This window comes from Massilia sp. DD77 (assembly GCF_036961685.1).
Taxonomy (GTDB): domain Bacteria; phylum Pseudomonadota; class Gammaproteobacteria; order Burkholderiales; family Burkholderiaceae_D; genus Telluria.
In genome coordinates this window covers 26,666-53,655 of record NZ_JBAMDH010000022.1, presented here as the reverse complement: position 1 = coordinate 53,655, position 26,990 = coordinate 26,666, and the positions used below count along the sequence as shown (strand labels likewise).

Below are 26,990 nucleotides of genomic sequence, written 5' to 3'. Positions count from 1 at the left end.
ACGGTGCGAGCCAGCGTCGCCATACCGCCGAAAATGAAAACGGCCCGCACTGGCGGGCCGTCACGACAACCCGGCAGCGCCGGGAGCCTGGGGAAAACTCAAGCCGAGAACGAGGAACCGCAGCCGCAGGTCGAGGTGGCGTTCGGGTTCTTGATGACGAACTGGGCGCCTTCGAGGTCGTCCTTGTAGTCGATTTCCGCGCCGACCAGGTACTGGTAGCTCATGGAGTCGATCAGCAGCTGGACGCCGTTCTTTTCCATCGTGGTGTCGTCTTCGTTGACGATTTCGTCAAAGGTGAAGCCGTACTGGAAACCGGAGCACCCGCCGCCCTGCACGAACACGCGCAGCTTCAGGTCGGGGTTGCCCTCTTCCTCGATCAGCTGTGCAACTTTCTGTGCGGCGCTGTCGGTGAAGTTGATCGGCGTGGGGATCGTGTCGTGCTCTTGCACTTCGGCGACTGCGGTCATGGATAAACTCCTGAATAAATTCAACTCCCGCCATTATAGACCGTTGGCGCGAGTCATGCTGCCGAGCCTTCGACAGCGTCGGCCAGATGAAACACCGGTTCGCCGGCTGGCTCGTGGGTGAGTTTCCCTGTTACCAAGGCCCCTCCGTGCATCTCGAGCAGGCGGTAGTGTACATCTCCATGTATGCGGCCTTTCGGCTGTAATTCAAGCAGTTCCGACGAATACACCGAGCCGGCGATATAACCATTGACCACCAGGCTGGCGCAGCGCACCTCGCCCTCGATGCGGGCGTGCTCGGAGACGATCAGCATGCTGTCGGCCCCGTCCACCGCGACCACGTTGCCGTGCACCTCGCCATCGATGCGCAAGCCGCCCGTGAAGCACAGGTCGCCCTCGATCCGGGCCGAAATGCCGACCAGGCTGTCAATTTCGCTTTTCGCTTGTCGACCGAACATAGCGCCACCCCTCAGAAAAGTTGAATGTGCATCAGTCAATTTACCGGGATCAATGAGAGCGGCGTTGATATAGATCGGTTGGCGGGAGCGCCGTCTTCCGTCTTTCAATGCGCGCCACTCGCCTCGAGCAGCGCACCCGGGCTCCGGCCTGCCGGCGGATCGATGATAAAACGCGGTAGCCAGAGCGCCAGCCCGGAATGCGGCAACACATGCCGCCGCGTCCCGCCCGACTGCGAACGCCGGGCCATGCCGCCTGTGCCGGTCAACGACCCGAACTTGAAATCCTTCATCACGTTGGCGAACAGGATGGCCGAGGAATAGGTGCCGGGACCGATGCGCACCGATACCTTGCCGCCGAAGCGCAAAGGATGATCCGGCTTCGGCTGGCGCCAGGTGCCAATCTCACCGTCCATTCCTTTTTTGCGGGTGGTCGATCCGGTCCGGTAGGGACGTGTGGCCAGGTAAGGCATGAGGCCGTCCAGCCACATCGCGTCATCGCCCCCGCCGTTGGCGCTGATGTCGATGACCAGGCTCGCCACGCCGGCGTCGCGGATGCGCTGGAATGCGTTGCGGGTAAAGTCCAGGAAGGCGGAAGGGTCATGCCAGGAAAAGCTCCCGATCGTCAGCACGGCGACCCCTCCGGGTTCAATGGCCAGCGCAAACTGCCGCCCGAAGTCATTCTCGTCGCGCAACCGGCGCGGGACGGCGCGGCTGCCTGGAAGATCGATGGTCTTTTGCACTCCCCCCTGCTCGACCGTCAGGCGGTAGCGTTCGGGCGCGCCCGCCAGCTTCCAGTGATAGAACCACCAACGCTCGGCGAGCAGTTGGGTCCGAAAGGCGGGCGTATCGCCGTGCACCAAGGCCAGCATGGCCGGCACCAGAGCTGAGGCATCGTTGCCGTTGATGGCGACGATGCGCGTGGGCGCCTCCGACGGCGTCCCTGCGCGCATCCATAGCGTGCCGTCGGCGCGGATGTCGATTTCGCATGGAAACAGCGCCCCGCCTGTTGCGAGCCAGGCCCGGGTCTCGGCGCGCCAGTCGGCATGGCCGACAAAGAAATGCCCATCGGCCAGCAAGGGATTCAGCCGGGCGAGCCGCCGCCAGGCCTCGTCGCGGCTCAGTTCCGCGGGCAGGTCTTGCAGAATTCGGCCGAGCGCCGCCTCGACGGCTTGTGGATCGCTGGAAAAACGTGGATCGGGGTGGAGGCGCGTGATCAAGTCCTGCAAGTGGACGGCATCCTCGCGCAACTGGGCGGCCGTGATGCTCGGCCCGAAGGCGGCAGCGGACAAGCTCGTCGTCCAGAACACGAAGGCTGCGGCGAGCCGAGCCAGGCCGGCTACTCGTATTTTGCTCATGACCCTCTTGTTTCCAGTAATATGTCTGTTGAAATAATATAGTCATTTTTCAACAAAGTATACCGATGAGCGAAACCAGCAATAGCCCCTACCGGGTCATCGATCGAGCCGCCCAGATCGAAGTACTAGCCTCACCGATCCGCCAGGAGATCGTCGACACCCTGGCCGCCCTGGGCGGTCAGGTCAGCACGGCAGAACTCGCACTGCAGCTCGGCAGGCATGCCGATGGGCTTTACTATCACTTGAAGGTCCTGTGCAAGGCTGGGCTGATTACGGAGTCGGCCGCGGGCGAGGAGGAAGCGCGCCGCTACGCGCTGCCCGGAGAAGCCACGCGCGCGCTGCGCCTGGCCTACCGTACGGACACCACGAAGGAGAAGCAGGCGCTGCGCAAGTTCGCACGCGCTCTGCTGAAGGTGGCGCAAGAGGATTTCGAAGAAGCGCTGGACATGCCGGACCTGGCGGCCTCGGGCGATGCCCGCGAACTATGGGCGTCGCGCAGCAAGGCGTGGCTGAGCCGGGAGGAAGTGATGGAGGTAAACGGGCTGCTGCAGCGCCTGTGCGAGCTGATGAGCCAGCCGCGCACGGCGGAGCGCGACCGCATCCTCAGCTGCACTTTCGTGCTGGCGCCCCACATCGCCCGGCCAAAGCGCCGGGGCGCAGGGGAAGCAGGAGATGCCGATCCGGACTGCGCGGAGGATTAGCCAGACGCAAGGGCGCGGCGAGCGCGTCAGGGCAGCAGAGCGACCTGCTTCAGGCCTTTCGATTCTTCCAGCCCGAACATCAGGTTCATGCACTGCACCGCCTGGCCCGAGGCGCCCTTGACCAGGTTGTCCTGCACCACCAGGATCACCACGGTCTTGCCGCCTTCCGGACGATGCAGCGCCAGGCGCAGCATGTTCGAGCCGCGGGTGGAGCGGGTTTCGGGGTGCGAGCCGAAGGGCATCACATCGACGAATTCGCTGTCCTTGTATTCCTCTTCGAACAAGGCCTGCAGCGCGGCGTCGTCGATGTCCTTGCTGAGGCGCGCGTACAGGGTCGCGTGCATGCCGCGGATCATCGGCACCAGGTGCGGGGTGAAGATCAGGCCGACCTGCTGGTCGGTATAGCGCTGCAACTGCGCCGAGGTTTCCGGGGTGTGGCGGTGGCCATGCACACCGTATGCCTTGAAGTTGTCGCTGGATTCCGAGAACAGGGTGCCGATCTCCGCCTTGCGGCCCGCGCCCGACACGCCCGACTTGGCGTCGGCGATCAGGCTGCCCGCATCGATGACGCCGGCCTTGAGCAGCGGGTAGAAACCCAGCTGCATGGTGGTCGGGTAGCAGCCCGGGTTGGCGATCAGGCGCGCCTTCCTGATGTCTTCGCGGTTCAGCTCCGGCAGGCCGTAGACGGCCTCTTCCAGCAGCTCGGGCGCGGTGTGCTCGATCTTGTACCATTTCTCGAAGGTGGCGCGGTCCTTGAGGCGGAAGTCCGCCGCCAGGTCGATCACCTTCACGCCCGCCGCCAGCAGCGCCGGGGCCTGGGCCATGGCGACGCCGTGCGGGGTGGCGAAGAACACCACGTCGCACTGGGTCAGGTCGGCCTTGTCCGGGCTCGAGAAGGCCAGGTCGACCACGCCGCGCAGCGAGGGGAACATGTCGGCGACCGGCAGGCCGTCTTCCTTGCGCGAGGTGATCGCGGTCAGCTGGACATCCGGGTGGACGGCCAACAGCCGCAGCAATTCCACGCCCGTATATCCGGTTCCGCCAACGATGCCAACTTTGATCATGTTCTTTCCTTCGGTAATGGTGATAAGGCCCTGTCAGGACGAGGCTGCAATTTTAACAGCGATGCGCGCCAGGGGCGGCGCGCCACTCCGGTTTGCCGCCCCGCTCCAGCCGCTATAATTTCGGAATGAAAATGATCTCCATCGGCGAGCTGGCCAAGCGCACCGGCGCCAGCGTGCGCTCGCTGCGCCACTACGAACAATCCGGATTGCTGGACACGATCCGGCAAGACAACGGCTACCGCCTGTTCGATGAATCCGCGGTCCAGTTCGTCGAACGCATCCGCGTGTTGCTGCACAACGGCTTCACCCTGGACGAGATCCGGCCCGTGGCCTCGATGCTCGCGCCACAGCCGCCCGACATGCGCACCGTCTGCGCCGACGTGATCGCCCTCTACCACGACAAACTGGACGAGCTGGACCAGCGCATCGCCGCGCTGGCGCAGATCCGCGCCAGCGCCGGCGCGCGCCTGGCCTTTCTCGAGGAACAGCGCCGCGGCGGCGGGCCCTGATCAAGGCTTCGGGTGGTCGAGCGCGGCGGGAATCGGGTGCGCCGGCGTTTCCGCATCCCAGGTTACCGAGAGCACGCACCAGCGCGCGCCGTCGTGCAGCAGCTGCAGGCTGTTGACGCCGCGCCGCTGCACCGGGCCGTCCGGGCGGTCGCGCGTTTCATAGCTGCTGTAGACATGGGCGATGTGGCCGAACTGGCTCACCTGGTGCGCCACTTCGCGCTCGTAGAAGCCGCGCTGGCCGAACAGGCGCTCGTTGAGGGCCGCGAACTGGCGCGGCGTCTGGGGAGCGGCCCCGAAGCCGCCGGCGCCGTGCGAAGTCGGCGTGACCAGGGCGCCGGGGGCGAACATCTTGAACATGCGCTCCCAATCCTTTTTCGCGCCGGCGGGGCCGGACACGATGTCGTACAGGGTCGGCGCGACCGCCGCCAGCGAGCGGCCGTCCTGGCTGTCCTGGGCAGGGCCGCAGGCCGGCGCGGTGCCGAGCGGATTGTCCTGGGCATGGACGGGCGCCGCCAGGGCCAGGCTCAGGGCAAACAAGGGGGCGATCAAGTTAGGGCGTTGCATGCGGGTTCCTCCGTTGGTGCGCGAACGTGCGCGGAACACCATCGTGAAGGCTGACACTAATGGCAGAGTCAAGCACCCGCCTTACCCGGATTGCATGAAACGACCGTCCTATTCCCGCTTCTGTTGTGAAAGTGCCTCGGAGTTTTCCGATTTGCGTTTTTGACTGAAAAACACGCGCGGCCTGCGCTGGTCCTTTCCAAGCTCACGCCCGTCATCCATGAGCGCCTGGAAATAGAACGATCGTGTCATTTTTCCGGTGGAACTATCCGCAGCGAATATTTACGTGCATACAGGAAACGGTGTGGCGCTTGAGCCAGCGTTGCCATTCGCCGTAATCTGGCCCAGCCGGCAAACCCATACAACCTACAACGGAGACACCATGATCAAGCGGATCGTTCAATGGATCGGCGCGGCCCTGCTCGCCCTCTCGCTCTTCCCTGCGCAGGCTTCGGCCGCCGGCTACACCCAGACGCGCTACCCCATCGTGCTGGTGCACGGCTTCCTCGGCTGGGACGCCATCGGCCCCTACGACTACTGGTTCGGCATCGCCGACGCCCTGCGCAAGGATGGCGCCCAGGTCCACATCGCCCAGGTCACCGCGGCCAACAGCACCGAAGTGCGCGGCGAGCAGCTGCTGGCCTACGTCAAGCGCGTGATGGCGGCCACCGGGGCGCACAAGGTCAACCTGATCGGCCATAGCCACGGCGGACCGACCGTGCGCTATGTCGCCTCGGTGGCGCCCCAGCTGGTCGCCTCGGTGACCAGCGTCGGCGGCGTGCACAAGGGCGCGCCGCTGGCGGACATCGTGCGCGGCACGGTTGCCCCGGGTTCCTTCTCCGAGACCGCGCTGGCGTCCATCGTCAATGGCGTGGCGGGCACGATCGCCTTCCTGTCGGGCGACGGCAGCACCCAGATGTCGACTGCGGCGCTGGCCTCGATGACCACGGCCGGCGCGGCCGCCTTCAACACGCGCCATCCGCAGGGCGTACCGCGCAGCGCCTGCGGCGAAGGCGACTACCAGGTCAAAGGCGTGCACTACTTCTCGTGGAGCGGCGCCCAGCCCTTCACCAACCTGCTCGACCCGATCGACGCGTCGATGGCCCTGCTCTCGCTGGCCTTCCGCGGCGAGAAGAACGACGGGCTGGTAGGCAGCTGCTCGAGCCGGCTGGGCCGCGTGATCCGCGACGACTACGCCATGAACCACCTGGATGAAGTCAACCAGGTGGCGGGGCTGGTCAACCTGTTCGAGACCAATCCCAAGACCATCTACCGCCAGCAGGCCAACCGCCTGCGCGAGATGGGGCTGTAAGCATGCGGCGCAGCCAGACCATGGTCAAGGAAGCGGTGGCCTTGCTGGCTGCCGCCGCGCTGCTCGGAAGCCTGCTGTGGTGGGCTGCGCAGCGCGGCGGCGCCGCGGCGCCCGCCGCTGCCACGCCCTCCCCTGTCCCTGCCAATGCGCCGGCCTTCGCCCGCTCGCTCGAAGGCACGCGCACCGACGGCGCGCTGGCGGTCGGCGTGGACGACGTGCTGGTGGCCGACGAGGAACTGGTCGAACTGTTCGACTACTACCTGGCGGCGGTCGGCGAGAAGACGCCGGAACAGGTGCGCGCGCAGATCGAGCGCGAACTGGAGCGGCGCCTGCGTCCGCCGGCATCCGGCGCCGCGAAGGCGCTGCTGGGACGCTACCTGGACTACAAGCGGGCGCTGGCGGCGCTGGAACACCGCAAGGACCTGGCGGGCGCCGGCGTCACGGCGATCCGCAAGCGCCTGCTCGCCATGCGCGCCCTGCGCGCGCGCTACTTCAGCGCGCAGGAGACCCGCGCGATGTTCGGGCGCGAGGACGGCGAGCAGCAGGATGCGCTGGCCCGTCTCGAGGTGCGCCAGGACCGCAGCCTGGATCCCGAGCAGAAGCGCGAACGCCTGGCCGCGCTCGACGCCGCCCTGCCGCCCGAGCTCAGGGAAGCGCGCGCGGCGCCCTTGCGCGTGGCGCAGCTGGAGGAATCGGTGGAGCGCCTGCGCGCGCAGGGGGCCGGTGAGGAGGCGGTGTTCCAGGCGCGGGCGGCCGCCTTCGATCCCGAGGCGGCGCGCAGGCTGGCCGAGGTGGACCGGGAAGAGGCGGACTGGAAGCGCAGGATAGGCGCTTACCTGGACGCGCGCCGCACGCTGCAGGATGCGGGAGCGCTGGCGGCGCTGCGGGGGCGCTTGTTCTCGGAGGAGGAGCAGCGCAGGTTGCCGGCGTATGAGGAGGGGATGCCGTAGGAGTGCAAAGGATATTTGCATAGCTGCGGCCCCGTGCAAACATCGTTTGCCAATAGGCCGTCATCCCCGCCTTCGCGGGGATGACGTTCTATAGCCCGTAGTCAGTGGCGACGACACCGCTGGGCAACGGCCCAAAACAAAAAAGCCGCCGGCTTCGCAGCAGGCGGCTTTTGCAACAGCGCACAAGGCGCTGTGGATGCGATTAACGCTTCGAGAACTGCTTTGCGCGACGTGCTTTGCGCAGACCAACTTTCTTACGTTCGACTTCACGGGCGTCACGGGTGACGAAACCGGCACGTGCCAGGTCGCCCTTGAGGCCTGCGTCGTAGTCGATCAGTGCGCGGGTGATGCCGTGACGGACGGCGCCAGCCTGGCCCGATTCGCCACCGCCGTGCACGTTGACCTTGATGTCGAAACGCTCGACGTTGCCGGTCAGTTCCAGCGGCTGACGGATGACCATCAGGCCGGTCTCGCGCGAGAAGTATTCCGATGCCGGCTTGCCGTTCACGATGATCTGGCCGGTGCCGGCCTTGATGAACACGCGAGCGACTGCACTCTTGCGACGGCCGGTGCCGTAGTTGTAGTTACCGATCATGTCAGTTCCTTAGAGAGTCAGTGCTTGAGGTTGCTGTGCTGCGTGCGGGTGGGTGCCTTCCGCGTACACTTTCAGCTTCTTGATCATGGCGTAGCCCAGCGGGCCCTTCGGCAGCATGCCTTTGACAGCCTTTTCCAGGGCACGGCCCGGGAAGCGCTGTTGCATTTTCAGGAAGTTGGTTTCGTAGATACCGCCCGGGTAGCCCGAGTGACGGTAGTAGGTCTTGGCGGTGGCCTTGGTGCCGGTCACGCGCAGCTTGCCTGCGTTGACGACGATGATGAAATCGCCGGTATCGACGTGCGGAGTGAATTCTGGCTTGTGTTTGCCGCGCAGTCGGAGTGCCACTTCGCTGGCAACACGTCCGAGGACCAAGTCCGTCGCGTCAATCACAAACCAGTCGCGCTGGACTTCATGGCCCTTAGCGGAAAAAGTTTTCATGTTGACTTCCTAATCAAAAAATTGCTCAAATGGTGGTTCCGCCCCAAACATCAGCGGACTCGTCCTTATTGTCTTTTCCTGAGCAAACGGAAAGCCCACGATGATAGCCCAGCAGGGTTGTCACGTCAATCCGCATTCGGCATCCTGTCGCTTTTTACTGCCCGCCCCCGTTTTAGCGCAAGATGTTTCCGCTGAGCTAACCCACACTCCTATTTTGATGCAGTAGTGAAACTATAGATTGACCCCGGAAAGAGGAGCAACTTACCATATTGGCAACCTCAAGGAGACCCAGTGAAGATGTATCCTGTATTCCGCGCCGCCCTCCTGCGCGCCGCCCTGCCCCTGCTCGTGGCGGCAGGCCCCGCGGGTGCCGCCGCCCCGGAGTCCTCCGCCCCCGCCTCCCCGCCGGCCGCGGCCCGCAGCTGCCACCTGCCCGGTTCGGTCGACGCCCTGCGCTGCGTCAGCGTTCCGGTACCCCTCGACTACGCCGAGCCGCGCGCCGGCACGCTCAAGCTGCACGTCACCGTCGCCCCGGCCTTCCGCCAGGGCACGCGCGGCGATCCGCTGTTCGTACTGGCCGGCGGTCCCGGCCAGGCCGGCACCGACGTGCTGAGCATGCTGAACACCGCCTTCCACCGGGTGCGCGCCACCCGCGACATCGTCTTCATCGACCAGCGCGGCACCGGCCTGTCGGGCAAGCTCGATTGCAAGAGCAAGCCCGAGCACGAGCGCATGAGCGAGCAGGAACTGGAAGCCGAGCTGCGCGCCTGCATCACCGGAACCCGCGCGCGCTACGCCGCCTACACCACCGCGGCCAGCGCGCGCGACATCGAGCAGGTGCGCCGCGCGCTCGGCTACCGCCAGGTCAATCTCTGGGGCGGTTCCTATGGCACGCGCCTGGGCCAGGCCTATGCGCGCGCGTATCCGGCCAGCGTGCGCAGCCTGGTGCTGGACGGTGTCGCCGCCCCCGACCAGGTGATCCCGGCCGGCGCCCGCGATGCCCAGGCCGCGCTCGACGCCGTGTTCGCCCAGTGCGCCAGGGATGCGGCCTGCAACAAGGCCTTCCCCGCCCTGCGCGCCGAGTTCGATGCGCTGGTGGCCAGGCTGGAGCGCGGCGGCATTCCCCTGAGCCTGCCCGATCCGCGCACCGCGCAGCCGGTCAGCTTCACCCTCACCGCCGGACGCTTCCTGGGCACCGTCCACAACATCCTGTATGCGCCGGCCGACGCGCGCCGCCTGCCCTTCCTGATCCACAGCGCCAGCCAGGGCCGCTGGGGGCCCTTCATCGCGCGCCAGAACCTGAGCAGCGACTTCGGCCTGGACGCCGACATGTCCATGCTGCTGTATCTCGCCGTGGTCTGCGCGGAGGACGTGCCGCGCATGACGCCGGCCCTGCTGGCGCAGGACACGGGCCAGCTGACCAAGACCCTGGCCGACCAGATCCCCGGGATGTGCCGGACCATGAACGTGCCGCCCGCACCCGCGCCGGCGCCCGCGCCCATCGAGGCTCCGGCCCTGCTGCTGTCGGGCGCGCTCGACCCGGTGACGCCGCCGCACCGCGCCGCCAGCGCCGCGAAACGCATGCCGCGCGCCCAGCAGGTCGTGGTGGCGAATGCCGGCCATGGCGTCTCGCAGCTGGGCTGCGCGCCGCGCCTGCTGCGTGAATTCCTCGACCGGCCCCAGGCCAGGCTGGACGCGGCCTGCATGGCCGAGATCCCGGCCCCGACCTTCCAGCTCGGCAGCGCCGGGCCGCAACCTTGATGTTTCCCCGATTCCCGACCGGCGACCGACCATGATTGAAGTCCACGATGTACGCAAGTCCTTCGGCGCCGTCCAGGCGCTGGGCGGCGTTTCCTTCACCGCGCGCGACGGCCAGATCACTGCGCTGCTCGGCCCCAACGGCGCCGGCAAGACCACCCTGCTGCGCACCCTGGTCGGCCTGCTGCGGCGCGACCACGGCAGCATCCTGGTCGGCGGCGTCGACCCGGAAAAGGATCCGATGACGGTGCGCCGCGACATCGGCTTCCTCACCGACCAGTTCGGCCTCTACGAGCGCCTGAGCACGCGCGAATACCTCACTTATTTTGGTGAGCTCAACGGCATGGGCGGCGTCGCGCTGGGGCGGCGCATCGAGGAAGTATCGGACCTGCTCGGCATGGACGACATCCTGGCGCGCCGCACCAAGGGCTTCTCGCAGGGCCAGCGCATCAAGGTGGCCCTGGCGCGCACCCTGCTGCATCGCCCGCGCCACCTGCTGCTCGACGAACCGAGCCGCGGCCTGGACGTGATGAGCACGCGCGCGCTGCGCACCGCGCTGGCCGCCCTGCGCGCCGACGGCTGCTGCGTGATCATGGCGACCCACGTGATGCAGGAAGTGATCCACCTGTGCGAAGACGTGATCGTGATCGCCAAGGGCCATACCGTGGCCCAGGGCTCGCCCGATGAACTGTGCCGGCGCACCGGCATCGCCAACCTCGAAGACGCCTTCGTCAGCCTGGTCGGCACCGAAGAAGGGATCGCATGAAATCCAAACTCCTGATCGTGTTCCGCAAGGAGCTGCGCGAGACGCTGCGCGAAAAGCGCACCCTGGCCACCCTCATCCTGATGACCTTGCTCTACCCCTTCATCATCGGCCTCACCCTCAACCAGATCATCAGCAAGAACACCAAGACCGAACGCGAAGGCATCGAGCTGGCGGTGATCGGCGGCGCCAGGGCGCCGACCCTGATGGCCCAGCTGGGCCAGAAGAACATCACGGTCAAGGAAGCGGCGCCGATGAACGACGAGGCCATCGCCGAGATGCTGCGCGCCAAGCAGGCCGTGGCCGTGCTGCGCCTGTCCGAGGATTTCGCCGACAACTACCAGGCCATGCGCCCGGCGCGGATCGAGGTCTGGTTCGACTCGGCGGCCGAACGCGGCGCCCAGCGGCGCGAGGTGGAGGAAGTGCTGGAAGCCTACGGCAGCAACATCGCCAGCGCGCGACTGCTGGCCCACGGCGTGTCGCCGGCGGCCCTGAACCCGATCCAGGTCCAGCGCTACGACACCGGCACCAATGCCTCGCGCTCGGCGGCCTTCATCGGCGGCATGATCGGCGTGCTGTTCTTCCCGGCCTTCATGCTGACCATGGCGGCGGCGATCGACAGCACCGCGGGCGAGCGCGAACGCCGCTCTTTCGAGGTACTGATGGCCCAGCCGGCCGACACCTGGGAGCTGGTGGGCGGCAAGTGGCTGGCCGCCAGCGTGCTGGGCGTGATCGGCGTGACCGCCTCGCTGCTGATCGGGCATGCGATCTTCAAGTGGCTGCGCCTGGAGGAGATCGGCATGTCCTGGAGCATGGGCTGGAGCACCCTGCTGCTGGTCTGCCTGGTCGCGGTGCCGCTGTCCCTGCTGGCGGGCGCGCTCTACGTGGCGCTGGCGATGCATTCCAAAACCTTCAAGGAAGCCCAGACCATCCTGAGCATCGTGCTGATCGCACCGCTGGTGCCGGGCATGGTGGTGTCCTTCCTCGACCTCAAGACCGCGCAGTGGATGTATCTGGTGCCGATGCTGGCCAACCAGACCCTGGCCAAGGAAGCGGCCAAGGGCGGCGACGTGGGCGCGCTGCCTTATCTGCTGACCTTCCTGTGCTCGCTCATCCCCGCGCTGGCCGTGGTGGCGTTTGCGAGCTGGCGCATGAAGAGCGAGAAGTATGTGTTGTCGGTGTGATGGACGGCTGCGCGAGAGCTGGCTGAACGCGTCGGCGCCGGGAGGCCGGCCAACGCGATCCCCGCGCCTGTCTTACAATAACCCGGCATTGAGCAACCGCGGAGAATCTACATGGAAGTGAAAGTCAGCTGGAATGGCCCCTCGGGCATGAGTTTCCGGGCCGAGACCGGCAGCGGCCACCTGGTGGCCATGGATGGCGCGCCCGATGGCGGCGGCCACAACCTGGCCCCGCGCCCGATGGAGATGGTGCTGCTGGGTACCGGCGGCTGCACCGCCTACGACGTGGTCCTGATCCTCAAGCGCAGCCGCGAGGACGTGCGGGGCTGCGACGTGACCCTGCAGGCGGAGCGGGCGGAGACGGATCCGAAGGTCTTCACCAAGATCAACTTCCACTTCGTGGTCACCGGCCGCAACCTCAAGCCGGCCACGGTGGAGCGCGCGATCAACCTGTCGCACGACAAGTACTGCTCGGCGTCGATCATGCTGGCCAAGACGGCGGAGATCACGCATTCGTACGAGATCGTGGAAGTTTGAGTTAGTCTAAAAACCGTCATTCGACTCAAACGTAATACGCCGTCGTCGTCATCACCTTCGACATCGCCTTCATCGCCATGCGCACCGGCAGCGGCGTCTCCGACGCGCCCAGCGCCTGGGCCTTGGCGCCGTGCGCCACTTCATCCACCCGCATCTGCTCGACGATCGCGCGCGACTTGGCGTCCTGCGGGGGCAGCATGGTCAAATGGCTGTCCAGGTGCGCTTCGACCTGGCGCTCGGTCTCGACCACGAAGCCCAGGCTGTGCTTGTCGCCGATCCTGGCCGCGATGCTGCCCAGCGCGTAGGCGCCGGCATACCACAAGGGATTGAGCACGCTCGGCTGGGAGCCGAGTTCGGACAGGCGCTGCGCGGTCCAGGCCAGATGGTCTTCCTCCTCGCGGCCGGCCTGCTCGAACTGGGCGCGCATTTCCGGCGTCTGGGCGAAGCGGGCCTGCGAGTCGTACAAGGCCTGGGCGCAGACCTCGCCCACGTGGTTCACGCGCATCAGGCCGGCGCTGTGGCGCCTTTCCTCGTCGCTCAGCTCGCAGTCGACGGCGTGCGCGCCCGGATTGGGACGCGACATCGAGGCCACGCCGCCCACCACGCGCAGGGCCTTGTCGAAGCCGACGATCAGGTGGTCCAAAGGAGAAATAAAACGATTCGCTACCATAGGAGTCAAGGGTCAAGTCGCCAAAGCGCCATTATATTCCCTGCGCCGGTCCCTGGCCGCCGGTCTGCCCCTTCTTGCGTTCGATCCAGTCGGCCAGCGGCCCGACCGGGTCCAGGCCCGAGATGTTCTTCGCCACGCCCAGGTTGAGTTCGAGCAGGAAGGGAATCGACTCCGCCGGCACTTCCGGACAGTGGCGCTGGAAGGCCTCCATGAAGCGCCCGGACTCCACCACCGGCATCACCTTTTCCCCGCTCATGTACTGCAGCACGCTGGCGATGCTGTGGCCCTTGCCGAGGGTGTAGTAGATGAAGCGGTTGTAGTCGCGGTCGACCTTCTTGAAGTCGATCGTTTCCTTGGTCATCAGCCCGGCCAGGTAGACCAGGCCCAGCGCCACGCGGAACCAGTCGGTAGCTTCGTCCCGGCCATGTCCTTCGCGCATCAGGAGCAGGAGCCTGTCTTGGATGGCAGTGTTCATATGTCCATTATCCATATTTCCCGGCCGAGTAGGCAAAGTGTTTACGAAAAGAAACTACCCATGCCGCGTAACATCGCTTTTCTGCAGTCCAGTCCCCTGTTTCGCCCGTGCGTCGCAATAAGGCCACGTTACCTATGACAATTTAATACAATGCAAGTGTCGAAAAAGTGCTTGCAATCTGTACATACATTCTTGCACACATGCATCTGGAGTTTTCATGGAATTACGCATCCGCAATTTGTCCAAGACTTACGCCAACGGCGTGGTCGCGCTGGACCGTGTCACGCTGAACATCCCGGCCGGGATGTTCGGCCTGCTCGGTCCGAATGGCGCGGGCAAATCGACCTTGATGCGGATCCTGGCCACCTTGCAGGAATGCGATTCCGGTTCGGTCTTCCTGGACGACATCGACGTCCTCGACGAAAAGGATGAAGTACGCGCCATGCTGGGCTACCTGCCGCAGGATTTCGGCGTCTACCCGAAAGTGACCGCTTACGAACTGCTCGACCACTTCGCCCAGCTCAAGGGCGTCTCGAACAAGGCCCGGCGGCGCGAGGTGGTCGACGGCCTGCTCCAGCAGACCAATCTATGGGAAGTGCGCGACCAGCGCCTCGGCACCTTCTCGGGTGGCATGCGCCAGCGCTTCGGCATCGCCCAGGCCCTGCTGGGCGACCCGCGCCTGATCATCGTCGACGAGCCGACCGCGGGCCTCGACCCGCAGGAGCGGGTGCGCTTCCACAACCTGCTGTCCGACATCGGCGAAGACCGCACCGTGCTGCTGTCGACCCACATCGTGTCCGATGTGGCCGACCTGTGCGCCCACATGGCGATCATCAACAAGGGCCAGGTGCTGCTGTGCGGCGAGCCGCAGGACCTGATCTACGGGATCGAGGACTATATCTGGGCGCGCGTGGTCACCAAGCAGGAACTGCCCGAATTCCAGAAGCGCTACGCGGTCATCTCCACCCGCCTGCTGAGCGGCCGCACCCTGATCCACGTGTATTCCGAGGACGATCCGGGCGACGGCTTCGAGCCGGCCCGCGCCAGCCTGGAAGACGTCTACTTCGCCACCATCGCCGGCCGCTACAATCCGGCGGCGGGGAACTGCTGACGTGAATGCCCGTGCCGTGAGTCCCCTGCTGTCCATCGCCCGTTTCGAAGCGGGACAGCGCCTGCGCCTGTTGTCCACCTGGGTGTATTTCTTCGGTTTCCTGGCCCTGGCCATGCTGTGGATGGCTGCTGCCGGCGGCGTGTTCCGGGACGCCGTGGTGTCCTTCGGCGGGCGGGTCATGATCAACGCCCCGCGCCAGATCGCGCTCACGGCGGCCCTGCTCGGCTGCTTCGGGGTGGTGGTGACGGCGGCCGTGATGGGCCGCTCGGTGCAGCAGGACTTCGAGCACCAGATGCACCACTTTTTCTTCAGCGCGCCGATCCGCAAGTACCATTATGTCTTCGGCCGCTTCCTGGGCGCCTTCGCGGTGCTGGCGGTGATCTTCTCGAGCATCGTGCTGGGCGCCTGGCTCGGGACCTTCATCCCGGGCGTGGCGCCGGACCGCCTGGGGCCGACCAGCCTGGCGGCCTTCGTCCAGCCCTACCTGTTTACCCTGCTGCCCAACATCTTCATCTTCGGCGCCATTTTCTTCGTGCTGGCCGCCCTGACCCGGCGCATGCTGCCGGTCTACGTGGTCAGCGTCGTCATGATGATCGGCTATGTGATCGCCCCATCGCTGGCGCGCGACCTCGACTACAAGACCCTGGCGGCCCTGATCGATCCCTTCGGCACCACCTCGCTGATCCGCCTGACCGAGTACTGGCCGATCGCCGAGCGCAACACGCGCGCCGTGGCGCTGGAAGGCGTCTACCTGGTCAACCGCCTGGTCTGGACCGCCCTGGGCGCCGTGGTGCTGCTGCTCGGCTACTGGCGCCTGCACCTGATCGGCGACGTGGATGCGCGCGGCCGCGGGCGCGGCCTGGCCGAGACGCCGGTGGAACTGGCCCACAGCGCGGTCGACACGGTCGAGGCGCCCGATTTCGCCGGCCGCAGCCTGGCCGTGCTGCTGGTGAAGACCACCTGGTACAACCTGCGCGAATCGGTCAAGAACGTCTATTTCGCCGCGCTTGCCGTGGCCGGCGTGCTGGCCCTGGTCGCCAGCTCGCTCGACCTGGGCGCGATCTACGGCACCTCGACCTATCCGGTGACCTACATGGTGCTGGAGATGATCCGCGACGTGTTCGAGCTGTTCGTGCTGGTGGTCACCGTCTTCTATGCGGGCGAACTGGTCTGGCGCGACCGCGACCAGCGCATCGCCCAGATGCTCGACGCCCTGCCGGTGCCCAGCTGGCTGCCGCTGGCCGCCAAGACCCTGGCCCTGGTCGGCCTGCAGGCCTTCCTGCTCCTGGTCGCGATGCTGACCGGGATGCTGATCCAGCTGTTCAAGGGCTATTTCGGGCTGGAGCCGGGGCTCTACCTGCGCACCCTGTTCACCGTGATGCTGCCGGAATATATGCTGATCGCGGTGCTGGCGATCGCGGTGCAGGTGATCGTCAACCACAAGTACCTGGCCTACTTCATCCTGATCGGCTATTACCTGCTGGTCGTCACCATGGGAATCCTGGGCGTGGACCATCCGCTGGTCCTGTATGGCATCAGCCCGGAAGCCCGGTACTCGGCGATGAACGGCTTCGGCCACTACCTGCTGCGCGAGCACCTGTTCCAGCTCTACTGGGCCGGCGCCGCCGTGATGCTGCTGGTGGCGGCGCGCGTGCTGTGGCCGCGCGGCGTCGACACCGGCCTGCGCGAGCGCCTGCGCCTGGCGCGCCAGAACCTGTCGCCGCTGGTGCTGGGCGGCTTTGGCGCCGGCTTCGCGCTGTTCGCCGGCATGGGCATCCTGCTGTGCTACGAGATGGCGGCCGGCGACTACCAGACGCCGTGGCAGCGCGAAGCCACGCGCGCACGCTACGAGCAGCGTTACCACCGCTTCAAGGCCCTGCCCCAGCCGCGCATCGCCGACGTCAACCTCGAAGTGGCGATCCGTCCCGAGGAACGCGCGCTGAGCGTCAAGGGCTACTACCAGCTCGAGAACCGCAGCGGCGCGCCGCTGGCCGACGTGATCCTCTACCAGCAGCGCGGGGCGACGCTGGCGGCCAAGTTCTCGCAGCCGGCCACGCTGGCGCGCGCCGACGCCGAGCATGGCTTCTACCACTACCGCCTGGCCACGCCGATCGCGCCGGGCGCGCGCGTGGCGCTCGAATTCCGGGTCGACTACGTGCCCGGCGGCCTGCTGGGCGTGATGCAGGACACCCCGGTGGTCGGCAACGGCACCTTCTTCACCAATGCCGTGCTGCCGCGCATCGGCTACCAGCCTTCGGTCGAACTGGAGGACGAGCGCGAGCGCAGCCGCCACGGCCTGTCGCCGCGCGAACGCATGGCGGCGCGCGACGACGCGGCCGCGCGCGCCAACAACCTGCTCGGCAACGACGCCGGCTGGATCAACTTCGACGCCGTGGTCAGCACCAGCCCGGACCAGATCGCGATCGCGCCCGGCACCCTGGAACAGGAGTGGATGGACAAGGGCCGGCGCTACTTCCACTACCGCATGGACAAGCCGATCCTCAACATGGTCGCCTTCCAGTCGGCGCGCTACGAGGTGCGCCACGACCGCTGGCGCGACGTGACCATCGACGTGTTCTATCATCCGGGCCACGAGTACAACGTCGACCGCATGATCAAGGGCGCGCAGGCGGGCCTGGACTACGGCGTGCGGCGCTTCAGCCCCTACCAGTTCCGCGAACTGCGCATCGTCGAGTTCCCGCGCTACGCCAGCTATGCCCAGGCCTTCCCCGGCACCATCCCGTTCTCGGAAAGCGCCGGCTTCATCGCCAAGGTGGACCCCACCTCGCCCAAGGACATCGATTATCCGTTCTACGTCGCCGCCCACGAGACCGCGCACCAGTGGTGGGGCCACCAGATGGTGGGCGCCGACACGCGCGGCGCGACGGTGCTGTCGGAGAGCCTGTCCGAATACACCGCCCTGATGGTGATGAAGCGCGCGGTCGGTCCGCACAAGATGCGCCGCTTCCTGCGCTACAACCTGGATGCCTACCTGATGGGCCGCGCCATGGAGCGCCGCAAGGAGCTGCCGCTGGCGCATAACGAGAACCAGGACTATGTCCATTACCGCAAGGGCAGCCTGGCGCTCTACCTGCTGCAGGACCTGCTGGGCGAGGACACCGTGAACGGCGTGCTGCGCCAGCTGCTGGCGCAGCACGCCTACCGCGGCGCGCCCTACCCCACCGCGAGCGCCCTGGTCGACGGCCTGCGCGCGGTCACCCCGCGCGACAAGGCCTACCTGATCGACGACCTGTTCGAGACCATCACCCTGTACGAGAACCGCGCCGAGAGCGCCACGGTGCGCCAGCGCCGGGACGGCAAGTACGAGGTGACGATCCGCGCCCACGCCGGCAAGGTGCGCGCAGGCGAACTGGGCGACGAGAAGCCGGCGCTGTTGCGCGACTACATCGAATTCGGCGTCGACGACCGCGACGGCAACCCGCTGGTGCGCGAGCGGCGCCTGGTCGACAAGGCCGCCCAGGCCGTCACCCTGGTGGTGGACGCGCGTCCGGGACGCGCGGGCATCGATCCGGACAACAAGCTGATTGACAGAAAACCAACAGACAATATGCTTCCTGTCGACAACCTTTGATTCTCGGGATATCATCGACTTACTAACCTCCGGAAGGAAGATCATGTCGAACGTGGTTGCCGAGATCGCAGAAAAGATCCAGACGCTGAGCGCGTCGGAAAAGCACGAGCTGCTGCGCCTGTTGGTGCAGGATATCGATGGTATCGACGAGGACGCGGATGAGGCGTGGCGCAACGAGGTGGTGCGCCGGGTGAAGGCGATCCGCAACGGCGAGGCGGCCATCCGCGCGCTGCAGGAGTGGCAGGAATAATATCCCTGGATAAGGGGGAATAAAAAACCGCGGCTTGACCGCGGTTTTTGCATGTGGGGCTCGCGGGTGCGGGCCTTTTTCTTTTGTACGGGGTGTGCGGGCAAACTTGGGTCCCCGCCTTCGCGGGGATGACGTGCTTATTTCAGCACATGAAGCAGCTTGAACTAAGCGCTAGCTCTAGAACGTCATCACCGCGAAGGCGGGGACCCAAGCTTCTCAACGCACCACCAGCGTTATTCAAGCCGCCTTCCCCACACTCCGCTTCTTCCCCGGCAGCGCCTTGCGCACCACCGGCGCCGCCAGCGCCTCCTGCCCGCGCGCCAGCTTGAAGGTGCCCACCAGCTGCGACAGGCCACCCGCCTGCTCGCGCATCGCTTCCGCCGCAGCCGCCGCCTGCTCCACCAGCGCCGCGTTCTGCTGCGTCACCTGGTCCATCTGCACGATCGCCTGGTTCACCTGCTCGATGCCCGAGCGCTGCTCGTCGCTCGCCGCCGAGATCTCGCCGATGATGTCGGACACGCGGCGCACGCTGGCCACCACTTCGTCCATGGTGCGGCCGGCCTGGTCCACCAGGCGCGAACCCGCTTCCACGCGCGAGACCGAGTCGCCGATCAGTTCCTTGATTTCCCTGGCCGCATTGGCCGAGCGCTGGGCCAGGTTGCGCACCTCGCCCGCCACCACCGCGAAGCCGCGTCCCTGCTCGCCGGCGCGCGCCGCTTCCACCGCGGCGTTCAGCGCCAGGATATTGGTCTGGAAGGCGATGCTGTCGATGACGCCGATGATGTCGACGATCTTGCGCGCCGACTCATTGATCGAGCCCATGGTGTCCACCACTTCCGACACCACCGCGCCGCCGCGGGTCGCGGTCTCGGCGGCGCTGGCCGCCAGCTGGTTGGCCTGGCGCGCGTTGTCGGCGTTCTGCTTGACGGTCGAGGTCAGCTCCTCCATCGAGGACGCGGTCTCTTCCAGCGAGCCGGCCTGCTGCTCGGTGCGCGCGGACAGGTCCTGGTTGCCGGCCGAGATCTCGCTCGAGGCGGTTTCGATGCGCTCGGTGCCGCCGCGCACCTGGGCCACGATCGCCCCCAGCGACGCATTCATGTCCTTCAGGGCGCCCATCAGCTCGCCCGTCTCGTCCCTCGAGCGCACCCGCACTTCGGCGGTCAGGTCGCCTTCGGCCACCTGCTTGGCCAGGTTCACCGCGCGGCGCAGCGGGATGCTGATCGAGCGCATCAGCTGGTAGGCCATGAAGGCCGCCATCAGCACCGCCAGGATGCCGCCGCCGACCAGGATCCGGCCCATGCTCTTCTGCAGCCCGGCCACCTGCGCGCGGCGCTCCTCCATCAGCGCCATCTCCGCCTTGCCGATGTCGCCCAGCACGCCGCGCATGGCATCCATGCCGGCCTTGCCCTTGCCCTGCTGGACGAAGCTCACGATCTCGCCCATGTTGTTGTCGACGGCCGCGCGGCGCAGTGCGATCACCGGGTCGATAGCCTGGGCCAGCCAGTCCGCCTGGTGCTGTGCCAGGCGCTTGAGGCGTTCCTGCTGGGCGGGATTGTCGGCGGTCAGCTGCAGCGCCTTGTCGAGGTGCTGGCGGAAGGCCTGCTTGCCGTTCTGGTAGGGCTGGAGCGAAGCGTCGTCACCGGTCAGCGCATAACCGCGCTGGCCGGTTTCGATATTGACCAGCGCTTCGAGCACGCCGTCGACTTCGGCCCGCACCTCGTGGGTGTGCATGTTCAGTTCGTTGGCCGTGCCGAGCCGGGCGAAGTTGGCGTACGAGACGGCCACGACGAGGACGGTCAGGCCGGCCAGGGCGCCGAAACCCAGGTAGATCCGGGTGGCGATTTTGAGATCGGATAGCTTCATGTGCAGTTTTGGAACTGTTCGTGTAGTTGGGAGGATGGCTCGTCTCCGTGAGCCCCTGTACCTTCAGCCATGACGCCGGGTACCAGATGATTATTACTTGAACATTGGTTACAGGGAAGAAAAATATTGAAACGGCAATGAAGTGTTGTAGTGGCAACTCATAGGAACTTGCGTTCCGGCCTTCGCCGGAAGTCGTAGCCGCCAGTGGCGGGTACGACGGTCTTTGAGCTAACGGTCAACTACAACAACGTCGTTCCGGCGAAGGCCGGAACCCAATTCCCATGCGCAGTGAATGCGCAAAAAAAACGCGAGCCGAAGCTCGCGTTTTCATCATCAGCCGCAGCGAACTTACTTCTTCGCTGCCGCCTTCTTGGCTGGCGCCTTCTTGGCCGGCGCTTTCTTGGCGGCCGTCTTGGCCGGCGCCTTCGCCGCCGTCTTCTTCGTTGCCTTCGCCGGCTTCACGTCCTCCACCGCGCCTTCCGCCCCCTCGGCGCCCTCGGCGGCCGCCGCCTTGCCCTTGGCGCCCGGCTTGGCCTTGCGCTCCTCGAACTCGAAGCTGATCTTGCCGTCCTTGGCGCGCACCAGGAAAGCCTTGAACGCACGGCGGGTGCGCTGCGACACGAAGCCCGGCAGCAAATCGGTCTTGCCCTCGTTCAGCAGCTTGCCCATCTGCTCAGGCAGGATCTCCTGCTGCAGGATGATGCGGCCGCTGCGGAAGTCGCAGGTCTTGGGCTTGGCCACGCTGTGTTCGCACACATAGGCCAGGGGCATCTCGTACACGCCGGCCTGGCACTTCGGGCAAGGGCCGACCGGGGTCTGGCCGCTGAAGTCCACGCCCTCGCCGTCCTCGCCTTCGTCCTGGTCCTGGCCGAAGTCGAACTCCAGCTTGAAGTTCTTGATGTCTTCGTCGCGCACGATGCGCAGGATGGCCGCGAACGGACGGCCCATCTTGGAGCGGAAGCCCTGCAGCGGACCGATGGTGCGGTTCTTCAGGAGTTCCTCGACTTCGGCGATCTCGAACTGGCGGCTGCCCGGCGTCTTCGACATCGAGAAGTCGCACTTGGTGCAGGCGAAGCGGCGGTAGTTTTCCTTGACCACGCCGGCGCAGTTCGGGCACGGCGTCTGCAGGGTCGCGTACTCGCCCGGGATGGTGTCGTTGTCGTATTCCTTGGCGCGCTTGACGATGATCTGGGTCATCTGCGCGATCTCGCGCATGAATTCCTCGCGCGAGATCTTGCCCTTCTCCATCTGGGCGAGCTTGTACTCCCACTCGCCGGTCAGCTCGGGCGCGGTGAGTTCGTTCACGCCCAGGCCGCGCAGCAGGGTCATCAGCTGCGACGCCTTCGCGGTCGGCATCAGCTCGCGGCCTTCGCGCAGCAGGTATTTCTCGGTCAGCAGGCCCTCGATGATCGCGGCGCGCGTGGCCGGCGTGCCCAGGCCCTTGCCGGCCATGGCGTCGCGCAGCTCGTCCGAGTCGACCAGCTTGCCCGCGCCTTCCATCGCCGACAGCAGGGTCGCCTCGGTGTAGCGCGCGGGCGGCTTGGTGACCAGGCCGTTGGCGCTCAGCTTGTCGGCCAGGACCTTCTCGCCCTTGGCCACCGGCACCAGGGTGGCGCCGTCCTTGTCGTCGCCGGTGGTGTCCTTGCCGTACACGGCCAGCCAGCCGGGGTTGGTCATCACCTTGCCCTCGGTCTTGAACTGGTGGCCCGAGACTTCGGTGAAGCGGGTGGTGACCAGGAACTCGGCGGCCGGGAAGAACACCGCCAGGAAGCGGCGCGTGACCAGGTCGTAGAGCTTCTGTTCCGGCTCGCTCAGGTTCTTCGGGATCACACCGGTCGGGATGATCGCGAAGTGGTCCGAGATCTTGGTGTTGTCGAAGATGCGCTTGTTCGGCTTGACCCAGCCGTTCTTCAGCACCTGCTTCGAGAACTGCTGGTAGTTGTTGGTCTCGTTCAGCGCTTCCATCGTGCTCTTGACCGTGGCGACGTAGTCTTCCGGCAGGTGGCGCGAATCGGTACGCGGATAGGTCAGGACCTTGTGCTTCTCGTACAGCGCCTGCGCCAGGCCCAGGGTGTTCTTGGCAGAGAAGCCGAAGCGGCCGTTGGCCTCGCGCTGCAGCGAGGTCAGGTCGAACAGGGCCGGGGCCATCGAGGTGGTCGGCTTCGATTCCTCGGTGACCACGCCCTGCTTGCCGCGGCAGGCGGCGACGATGGAATCGGCCGCGGCCTTGCTCCACAGGCGCTCGGCGCGTTTCTCGGGATCGTTCTCGTCCTTCTTGAAGGCCTGGTCGAGCCAGCGGCCTTCGTAGACGCCGGCGGCGCACACGAACTCGGCGCGCACTTCCCAGTAGTCGCGCGGCACGAACTTCTTGATCTTCTCTTCGCGCTCGACCACGATCGACAGGGTCGGCGTCTGCACGCGGCCCACGGTGGTCAGGTAGAAGCCACCCTCCTTCGAGTTGAAGGCGGTCATGGCGCGGGTGCCGTTGATGCCGATCAGCCAGTCGGCTTCGGAACGGCAGCGCGCGGCGTCGGCCAGCGGCAGCATCTCGTCGTCGCTGCGCAGGTGGGCGAAGCCCTCGCGGATCGCATTGGCCGTCATCGACTGCAGCCACAGGCGCTTGACCGGCTGCTTGGCCTTGGCGTTCTGGGCGATCAGGCGGAAGATCAGTTCTCCTTCGCGTCCCGCGTCACATGCGTTGATCAGGGTGGTGACATCCTTGCGCTTGATCAGCTTGTTCAGCACCTTGAGGCGCGACTCGGTCTTGGCGATCGGGTTCAGTGCGAAGTACGGAGGAATCACGGGCAGGTGCTGGAAGCTCCATTTGCCGCGCTTGACGTCGTATTCCTCGGGCACCGTGATCTCGAGCAGGTGGCCGACGGCGGACGAGAGAATGTATTCGTCGGATTCGAAGTACTCATCGTGCTTGGTGAAGCCGCCCAGCGTCTTCGCGATGTCGTTCGCGACCGAGGGCTTCTCCGCGATGATGAGGGATTTGGTCATAGTGTTTTTCTTCGTACTAACTATATAGTGTGGTATGGCTGGGCTTGCGCATCATACATGCTTCGCGCCCGACGGCAGCGTTTTGCCGTAGTGTCTGGATGGTAACGGTCTGTTTTGAGCGGCCAATGATAAGCGGGTTCTCGCCGTCCCCGCAAGTACGCCTTGTGCCGGATCAGCCTGGGCAAGGCCGCGGCGGCCGCCCGAAAAAACGGCGGCGCCAATGAAAAACGGGGCAATGAGCCCCGTTTTGGTGTGGTGTGCGGTTTGCGCCGGATCAGTGGAGCAGGCGCGGCGCCTGCTCGTCGTCGTCGCCGAACAGGTCGTCGAACATGAGGGCGTCGGGCTCCTTACCCTGGCTCCACATGACCATCAGCACGATGATCTTGAGCTTGCCCAGGGTGACGGGCGATTCGTCGACCGCGAGCGCGCGTTCGATGACGATTTCACGCTGGACGGGAGTCAGCACGCCGGCGCTTTCCAGGAACTGGATGAAGCCGATCGCGGGGCTGCCCAGCTCGATGTATTCCTCGTCCACGTAGTAGCGGGTACCGGTGGAAGCATCGATCTGCTCGGTGACCGCCATCTCGGTCAGGCCGGTCAGCCAGTCGAGCGCCTCCGAGATTTCGATGTCGTCGAAACCGACGGCGGACAGCTTGCGAGCCAGGGCCGCCGGCTCGGGGCAGGCGTCGGGACGATAGTACGTCTCGTAGAGGTAGACCAGGATGTCGAACATAGTGACGCTACTGTAGCAGCTAAGCTCCTCGCGGCACAAGTGTCGCGCGCGACGCAGGACCCACGTCAAAAAAAACGTTGTTTCACGGCCTTATCCGATCAATCAGCTTACTCGATTCCCAATGAAAACAAGAGCATACATTTCGCAAACGCCCTCTGACGAAGGATAGATCTTTGCGATGCGTCTGTATGGTTTGAGCGTGCCAGGCAGTGCTTCGCGTAGGGTTGGCGGCTACGCTGCCGACGCGTTCAAACCAGCGTCAGCCTGGACGCGAACTCACCTCAGCCGCACTGTTCGTTGAACGCGTCGACGGCGGAGCGCGGGGCCGCCGAGGCCTACCCTACAGTGCGACATGTCTCAGCGGCACACCCGCTGCACGCGCCCGCCCGGCAGCTGCTCGACCAGCCCCGCCAGCTCCAGCTCCAGCAGGCGCCCGCCCAGCATGCCCGCATCGCCGCCCACCCGCTCGAGCAGGGCATCGATGCAAACGGGATCATGCCCCAGCGCGGACAGCACGATGTCGTCCACGGCCTCGGGCTCGGCGGCAGTCGATGGCATCGCCAGCGGCGACACGCGCAGCGCCGCCAGCACCTCGTCCACGGTCTCGACCAGCTGCGCGCCTTCGCGGATCAGCTGGTGGCAGCCCTTGGCCAGGGCCGAATGGATCGAGCCGGGAATCGCGAACACTTCCCTGCCCTGCTCGGCGGCCAGCTGGGCCGTGATCAGGGAACCCGACTCGGCCGCCGCTTCCACCACCAGCACGCCGGCGCTCAAGCCGCTGATGATGCGGTTGCGGCGCGGGAAGTTGGCGGCCACGGGCGGCGTGCCCAGCGCATACTCGCTGACGATGCAGCCGTGCTGCGCGATGCGGTGGGCCAGCGCGCGGTTGCGCGCCGGATAGACGCGGTCGATGCCGGTACCGATCACGGCGATGGTCGAGCCGGCCCCGGCCAGCGCGCCTTCGTGCGCGGCCGTGTCCACGCCCAGCGCCATGCCGGACACGACGGTCAAGCCGGCATCGGACAGCGCCCGCGCGAAGCCTTCGGCATGGGCCTTGCCCTGCATGCTGGCGTTGCGGCTGCCGACCACGGCCACCAGCGGACGCGCCAGCAAGTCGATGCGTCCTTTTATATAGAGCAGCAGCGGCGGATCGGGAAGCGCCGCCAGCAAGGCTGGATAGGCGGGATCGTGGAGGGTGAGGATGTGGTGGGAGGGCTGCCGCAGCCAGGCCTGGGTGGCCTCGAGCAGCCGGACCAGCTCGGGCGATGGCGGTGCGCACAGGGCGCGCAGCTGGGCGGGTGTGACGAGCTCGGCAAGCACGCGCGCGCCGGCCTGGAAGATGGCTGCCGGAGAACCTAGGTGCGCCAGTAATTGCCTGGCAGTCCGGCCCCCTACCCCGCCGGCCTGTTCCAGGCGTATCCAGTCGGCGAGGGTAGCAAAGACGCTGGCGGCGGCGTGGGGGTCCGTGTCCTGCACGGCGATGTTACTCCGGTGATTTGGCCACGTCGCCGACTTGCACCGGCTCCGTCACTTGCATGATCAAGCCGTACGAGACGTTCTTGAACACACGGAAGATGAACAGGCTGCCGTATTGCTCGTCCGGCAGCTTGATCTGCGACTTGCCAAGCCCCAGGAGCCCCTTGCTCGCCGGGTCCGGCACCGTCTTCCCGAGATGATAAAGCTGCAGCACGGCGCCGACATCGAGTCCGTCAAGCGAACCCCGGTTGACAGTCACGACCTGGCTCTGCCCCGCATAGCTCACGCCGGCGTAGATCGACATGACGCGCGCATCGACCGCTTGCGCGGGCGCATGCGGCATGTAGTTGCGCACCGGGGCCGGCGGCGCCGGCACCAGGAGGTCGCCCACGCCCATTTCCTGGACCGTGTCGGTGACCCGGAAGGTGTGGGCGTCGACGCCCGGCTTGGCTTCGCTGACCAGGGTCACCGTGCCCAGGTAGGCGGCTTCGTGGGCCATGGCCTTGCCGGTTTGCGGGTCCTTCAGCACGGTGCCCGGACGGAACACCTGGAAGCTGCTGCCGCCCTGCAGCGCGCCCTTCACGTAGACCTTGTCGCCCTGGCCCAGGTAGACGCGGCCTTCCTGCGAGGCGACGATGCGCGGCGCATTGGCCAGTTCCCTGGCCTCGACCACGAGCGGCTGGGTCAGGTAGGGCTCGATGGCGCCGGCCGCGATCGCCTGGATCGCATCGCGTTCGAGCGATTCGGTGCGCAGCTGGGGCGACAGGCGGGTCAGCGGGGGTTCTCCGCGTCCGTCGCCGCCGGGCGGGCTCAGGGACAAACGGCCGCGCGTGCGGTCGAAATAGATGACCTGTCCCGGATAGATCCAGTGCGGATTGCGGATTTCCTCGCGGTTCATGCCCCATACCTGGGGCCAGCACCAGGGGTTCTGGAGGAAGTGGCCGGAAATATCCCACAAGGTATCGCCCTTGACCACGACGTGCTGGTCAGGGGCGTTCGGACGGAAGGTGCAGCCCGCCGGCGCCGTGGGCGAGGCCAGGGCCGCGCCGGCCGTGGCACATGCGACGAGCGCCGCCACAGCAGCGCGGGTCACGACTGTGCTAAAATTTTTCATCGAAGACGTCCGTAAAATGGAGCGTTGAGACCACCGCCGGCTGTCCGGGTTGACCCC

At 66.1% G+C, this 26,990-nt stretch carries 25 protein-coding genes; 11 read left to right on the top strand and 14 right to left on the bottom strand.

All coding sequences use genetic code 11. From position 1 onward, the window contains the following. Nucleotides 1-98 precede the first annotated feature (98 nt). From erpA to V7778_RS14820, 3 genes are all read right to left on the bottom strand, one after another. A complete protein-coding gene (gene erpA, locus V7778_RS14830) occupies nucleotides 99-467 on the bottom strand; it encodes an iron-sulfur cluster insertion protein ErpA (protein ID WP_036247772.1) in 369 nt (122 codons plus the stop codon). A gap of 53 nt (nucleotides 468-520) precedes the next feature. Continuing rightward, on the bottom strand, nucleotides 521-922 hold the full coding sequence (locus tag V7778_RS14825) for a bactofilin family protein (RefSeq protein ID WP_211522172.1): 402 nt from the start codon (nucleotides 920-922) through the stop codon (nucleotides 521-523). A gap of 104 nt (nucleotides 923-1,026) precedes the next feature. Continuing rightward, the gene (locus V7778_RS14820) at nucleotides 1,027-2,277 is read right to left on the bottom strand and encodes a S41 family peptidase (protein WP_335556491.1); all 1,251 of its coding nucleotides are present in this window, start codon (nucleotides 2,275-2,277) and stop codon (nucleotides 1,027-1,029) included. Nucleotides 2,278-2,342: 65 nt separating this feature from the next. On the opposite strand from V7778_RS14820, the gene V7778_RS14815 reads away from it, so the two are divergent. Continuing rightward, a complete protein-coding gene (locus V7778_RS14815; protein WP_335556488.1) occupies nucleotides 2,343-2,978 on the top strand; it encodes a winged helix-turn-helix domain-containing protein in 636 nt (211 codons plus the stop codon). A 26-nt stretch (nucleotides 2,979-3,004) separates the two neighbouring features. On the opposite strand, the gene argC is transcribed toward V7778_RS14815, so the two are convergent. Continuing rightward, complete coding sequence (gene argC / locus V7778_RS14810) at nucleotides 3,005-4,042, bottom strand: N-acetyl-gamma-glutamyl-phosphate reductase (protein ID WP_335556486.1); 1,038 nt, start codon at nucleotides 4,040-4,042, stop codon at nucleotides 3,005-3,007. A gap of 125 nt (nucleotides 4,043-4,167) precedes the next feature. Here argC and V7778_RS14805 point away from each other — a divergent pair, with 125 nt between their 5' ends. After that, nucleotides 4,168-4,551, top strand: coding sequence for a MerR family transcriptional regulator (locus V7778_RS14805; protein ID WP_335556485.1), 384 nt, complete (start codon nucleotides 4,168-4,170; stop codon nucleotides 4,549-4,551). On the opposite strand, the gene V7778_RS14800 is transcribed toward V7778_RS14805, so the two are convergent. Then, on the bottom strand, nucleotides 4,552-5,115 hold the full coding sequence (locus V7778_RS14800) for a hypothetical protein (protein ID WP_335556483.1): 564 nt from the start codon (nucleotides 5,113-5,115) through the stop codon (nucleotides 4,552-4,554). A gap of 379 nt (nucleotides 5,116-5,494) precedes the next feature. Between V7778_RS14800 and V7778_RS14795 the strand changes: the two genes are divergently transcribed. Both V7778_RS14795 and V7778_RS14790 read left to right on the top strand, forming a co-directional pair. Then, nucleotides 5,495-6,424 carry an esterase/lipase family protein gene (locus tag V7778_RS14795; protein WP_335556481.1) on the top strand — a complete coding sequence of 310 codons (930 nt, stop codon included), beginning with the start codon at nucleotides 5,495-5,497 and terminating at the stop codon, nucleotides 6,422-6,424. 2 nt (nucleotides 6,425-6,426) lie between these two features. Further along, nucleotides 6,427-7,374: a lipase secretion chaperone gene (locus V7778_RS14790; RefSeq protein ID WP_335556479.1), complete on the top strand. Its 948-nt coding sequence runs from the start codon at nucleotides 6,427-6,429 to the stop codon at nucleotides 7,372-7,374. A 202-nt stretch (nucleotides 7,375-7,576) separates the two neighbouring features. Here the strand turns inward: V7778_RS14790 and rpsI are convergent, their stop codons facing one another. Both rpsI and rplM read right to left on the bottom strand, forming a co-directional pair. Continuing rightward, nucleotides 7,577-7,969 carry a 30S ribosomal protein S9 gene (gene rpsI / locus V7778_RS14785; protein WP_005667904.1) on the bottom strand — a complete coding sequence of 131 codons (393 nt, stop codon included), beginning with the start codon at nucleotides 7,967-7,969 and terminating at the stop codon, nucleotides 7,577-7,579. Nucleotides 7,970-7,978: 9 nt separating this feature from the next. Then, a complete protein-coding gene (gene rplM / locus V7778_RS14780) occupies nucleotides 7,979-8,407 on the bottom strand; it encodes a 50S ribosomal protein L13 (protein ID WP_211521586.1) in 429 nt (142 codons plus the stop codon). Between the two features lie 297 nt (nucleotides 8,408-8,704). Here rplM and V7778_RS14775 point away from each other — a divergent pair, with 297 nt between their 5' ends. From V7778_RS14775 to V7778_RS14760, 4 genes are all read left to right on the top strand, one after another. Next, entirely contained in the window at nucleotides 8,705-10,168 is a 1,464-nt protein-coding gene (locus tag V7778_RS14775; protein WP_335556581.1) for an alpha/beta hydrolase, read from the top strand. Nucleotides 10,169-10,199: 31 nt separating this feature from the next. Beyond that, nucleotides 10,200-10,931, top strand: coding sequence for an ABC transporter ATP-binding protein (locus V7778_RS14770; protein ID WP_335556470.1), 732 nt, complete (start codon nucleotides 10,200-10,202; stop codon nucleotides 10,929-10,931). Continuing rightward, nucleotides 10,928-12,112: an ABC transporter permease gene (locus V7778_RS14765; RefSeq protein ID WP_335556468.1), complete on the top strand. Its 1,185-nt coding sequence runs from the start codon at nucleotides 10,928-10,930 to the stop codon at nucleotides 12,110-12,112. The genes V7778_RS14770 and V7778_RS14765 overlap by 4 nt, the downstream gene beginning before the upstream one ends. Nucleotides 12,113-12,223: 111 nt before the next feature. Next, on the top strand, nucleotides 12,224-12,646 hold the full coding sequence (locus V7778_RS14760) for an OsmC family protein (RefSeq protein WP_335556466.1): 423 nt from the start codon (nucleotides 12,224-12,226) through the stop codon (nucleotides 12,644-12,646). A gap of 25 nt (nucleotides 12,647-12,671) precedes the next feature. Here V7778_RS14760 and coq7 read toward each other — a convergent pair whose 3' ends face one another. Beyond that, nucleotides 12,672-13,316, bottom strand: coding sequence for a 2-polyprenyl-3-methyl-6-methoxy-1,4-benzoquinone monooxygenase (gene coq7 / locus V7778_RS14755; RefSeq protein WP_335556464.1), 645 nt, complete (start codon nucleotides 13,314-13,316; stop codon nucleotides 12,672-12,674). Between the two features lie 31 nt (nucleotides 13,317-13,347). Beyond that, the gene (locus tag V7778_RS14750; RefSeq protein ID WP_335556462.1) at nucleotides 13,348-13,791 is read right to left on the bottom strand and encodes a hypothetical protein; all 444 of its coding nucleotides are present in this window, start codon (nucleotides 13,789-13,791) and stop codon (nucleotides 13,348-13,350) included. A gap of 217 nt (nucleotides 13,792-14,008) precedes the next feature. Between V7778_RS14750 and V7778_RS14745 the strand changes: the two genes are divergently transcribed. From V7778_RS14745 to V7778_RS14735, 3 genes are read left to right on the top strand one after another with little or no spacing between them, the layout of a single operon-like run. Then, a complete protein-coding gene (locus tag V7778_RS14745) occupies nucleotides 14,009-14,902 on the top strand; it encodes an ABC transporter ATP-binding protein (RefSeq protein WP_335556460.1) in 894 nt (297 codons plus the stop codon). A 1-nt stretch (nucleotide 14,903) separates the two neighbouring features. Then, nucleotides 14,904-18,494 (top strand): ABC transporter permease/M1 family aminopeptidase, encoded by a 3,591-nt coding sequence (locus tag V7778_RS14740; RefSeq protein ID WP_335556458.1) that lies wholly within the window; start codon nucleotides 14,904-14,906, stop codon nucleotides 18,492-18,494. Between the two features lie 43 nt (nucleotides 18,495-18,537). Beyond that, nucleotides 18,538-18,744, top strand: coding sequence for an addiction module protein (locus V7778_RS14735; RefSeq protein ID WP_211521593.1), 207 nt, complete (start codon nucleotides 18,538-18,540; stop codon nucleotides 18,742-18,744). Between the two features lie 237 nt (nucleotides 18,745-18,981). On the opposite strand, the gene V7778_RS14730 is transcribed toward V7778_RS14735, so the two are convergent. The 5 genes from V7778_RS14730 to V7778_RS14710 all read right to left on the bottom strand — a co-directional run bounded on the left by V7778_RS14730 (nucleotide 18,982) and on the right by V7778_RS14710 (nucleotide 26,933). After that, nucleotides 18,982-20,607, bottom strand: a complete 1,626-nt coding sequence (locus V7778_RS14730) for a methyl-accepting chemotaxis protein (RefSeq protein ID WP_335556455.1) — start codon at nucleotides 20,605-20,607, stop codon at nucleotides 18,982-18,984. A 348-nt stretch (nucleotides 20,608-20,955) separates the two neighbouring features. Next, nucleotides 20,956-23,610 (bottom strand): DNA topoisomerase III, encoded by a 2,655-nt coding sequence (locus V7778_RS14725; protein WP_335556453.1) that lies wholly within the window; start codon nucleotides 23,608-23,610, stop codon nucleotides 20,956-20,958. Between the two features lie 274 nt (nucleotides 23,611-23,884). Then, on the bottom strand, nucleotides 23,885-24,343 hold the full coding sequence (locus V7778_RS14720) for a DUF494 family protein (protein ID WP_211521596.1): 459 nt from the start codon (nucleotides 24,341-24,343) through the stop codon (nucleotides 23,885-23,887). A gap of 357 nt (nucleotides 24,344-24,700) precedes the next feature. Beyond that, nucleotides 24,701-25,819 (bottom strand): DNA-processing protein DprA, encoded by a 1,119-nt coding sequence (gene dprA / locus V7778_RS14715; protein WP_335556451.1) that lies wholly within the window; start codon nucleotides 25,817-25,819, stop codon nucleotides 24,701-24,703. 7 nt (nucleotides 25,820-25,826) lie between these two features. Beyond that, complete coding sequence (locus V7778_RS14710) at nucleotides 25,827-26,933, bottom strand: LysM peptidoglycan-binding domain-containing protein (RefSeq protein WP_335556449.1); 1,107 nt, start codon at nucleotides 26,931-26,933, stop codon at nucleotides 25,827-25,829. Nucleotides 26,934-26,990 lie beyond the last annotated feature (57 nt).

Bases quoted from the DNA above. Each gene is read 5' to 3' on its own strand.
- erpA (WP_036247772.1), bottom strand. From the start codon at position 467: ATGACCGCAGTCGCCGAAGTGCAAGAGCACGACACGATCCCCACGCCG.
- V7778_RS14825 (WP_211522172.1), bottom strand. From the start codon at position 922: ATGTTCGGTCGACAAGCGAAAAGCGAAATTGACAGCCTGGTCGGCATT.
- V7778_RS14820 (WP_335556491.1), bottom strand. From the start codon at position 2,277: ATGAGCAAAATACGAGTAGCCGGCCTGGCTCGGCTCGCCGCAGCCTTC.
- V7778_RS14815 (WP_335556488.1), top strand. From the start codon at position 2,343: ATGAGCGAAACCAGCAATAGCCCCTACCGGGTCATCGATCGAGCCGCC.
- argC (WP_335556486.1), bottom strand. From the start codon at position 4,042: ATGATCAAAGTTGGCATCGTTGGCGGAACCGGATATACGGGCGTGGAA.
- V7778_RS14805 (WP_335556485.1), top strand. From the start codon at position 4,168: ATGAAAATGATCTCCATCGGCGAGCTGGCCAAGCGCACCGGCGCCAGC.
- V7778_RS14800 (WP_335556483.1), bottom strand. From the start codon at position 5,115: ATGCAACGCCCTAACTTGATCGCCCCCTTGTTTGCCCTGAGCCTGGCC.
- V7778_RS14795 (WP_335556481.1), top strand. From the start codon at position 5,495: ATGATCAAGCGGATCGTTCAATGGATCGGCGCGGCCCTGCTCGCCCTC.
- V7778_RS14790 (WP_335556479.1), top strand. From the start codon at position 6,427: ATGCGGCGCAGCCAGACCATGGTCAAGGAAGCGGTGGCCTTGCTGGCT.
- rpsI (WP_005667904.1), bottom strand. From the start codon at position 7,969: ATGATCGGTAACTACAACTACGGCACCGGCCGTCGCAAGAGTGCAGTC.
- rplM (WP_211521586.1), bottom strand. From the start codon at position 8,407: ATGAAAACTTTTTCCGCTAAGGGCCATGAAGTCCAGCGCGACTGGTTT.
- V7778_RS14775 (WP_335556581.1), top strand. From the start codon at position 8,705: ATGTATCCTGTATTCCGCGCCGCCCTCCTGCGCGCCGCCCTGCCCCTG.
- V7778_RS14770 (WP_335556470.1), top strand. From the start codon at position 10,200: ATGATTGAAGTCCACGATGTACGCAAGTCCTTCGGCGCCGTCCAGGCG.
- V7778_RS14765 (WP_335556468.1), top strand. From the start codon at position 10,928: ATGAAATCCAAACTCCTGATCGTGTTCCGCAAGGAGCTGCGCGAGACG.
- V7778_RS14760 (WP_335556466.1), top strand. From the start codon at position 12,224: ATGGAAGTGAAAGTCAGCTGGAATGGCCCCTCGGGCATGAGTTTCCGG.
- coq7 (WP_335556464.1), bottom strand. From the start codon at position 13,316: ATGGTAGCGAATCGTTTTATTTCTCCTTTGGACCACCTGATCGTCGGC.
- V7778_RS14750 (WP_335556462.1), bottom strand. From the start codon at position 13,791: ATGAACACTGCCATCCAAGACAGGCTCCTGCTCCTGATGCGCGAAGGA.
- V7778_RS14745 (WP_335556460.1), top strand. From the start codon at position 14,009: ATGGAATTACGCATCCGCAATTTGTCCAAGACTTACGCCAACGGCGTG.
- V7778_RS14735 (WP_211521593.1), top strand. From the start codon at position 18,538: ATGTCGAACGTGGTTGCCGAGATCGCAGAAAAGATCCAGACGCTGAGC.
- V7778_RS14730 (WP_335556455.1), bottom strand. From the start codon at position 20,607: ATGAAGCTATCCGATCTCAAAATCGCCACCCGGATCTACCTGGGTTTC.
- V7778_RS14725 (WP_335556453.1), bottom strand. From the start codon at position 23,610: ATGACCAAATCCCTCATCATCGCGGAGAAGCCCTCGGTCGCGAACGAC.
- V7778_RS14720 (WP_211521596.1), bottom strand. From the start codon at position 24,343: ATGTTCGACATCCTGGTCTACCTCTACGAGACGTACTATCGTCCCGAC.
- V7778_RS14710 (WP_335556449.1), bottom strand. From the start codon at position 26,933: ATGAAAAATTTTAGCACAGTCGTGACCCGCGCTGCTGTGGCGGCGCTC.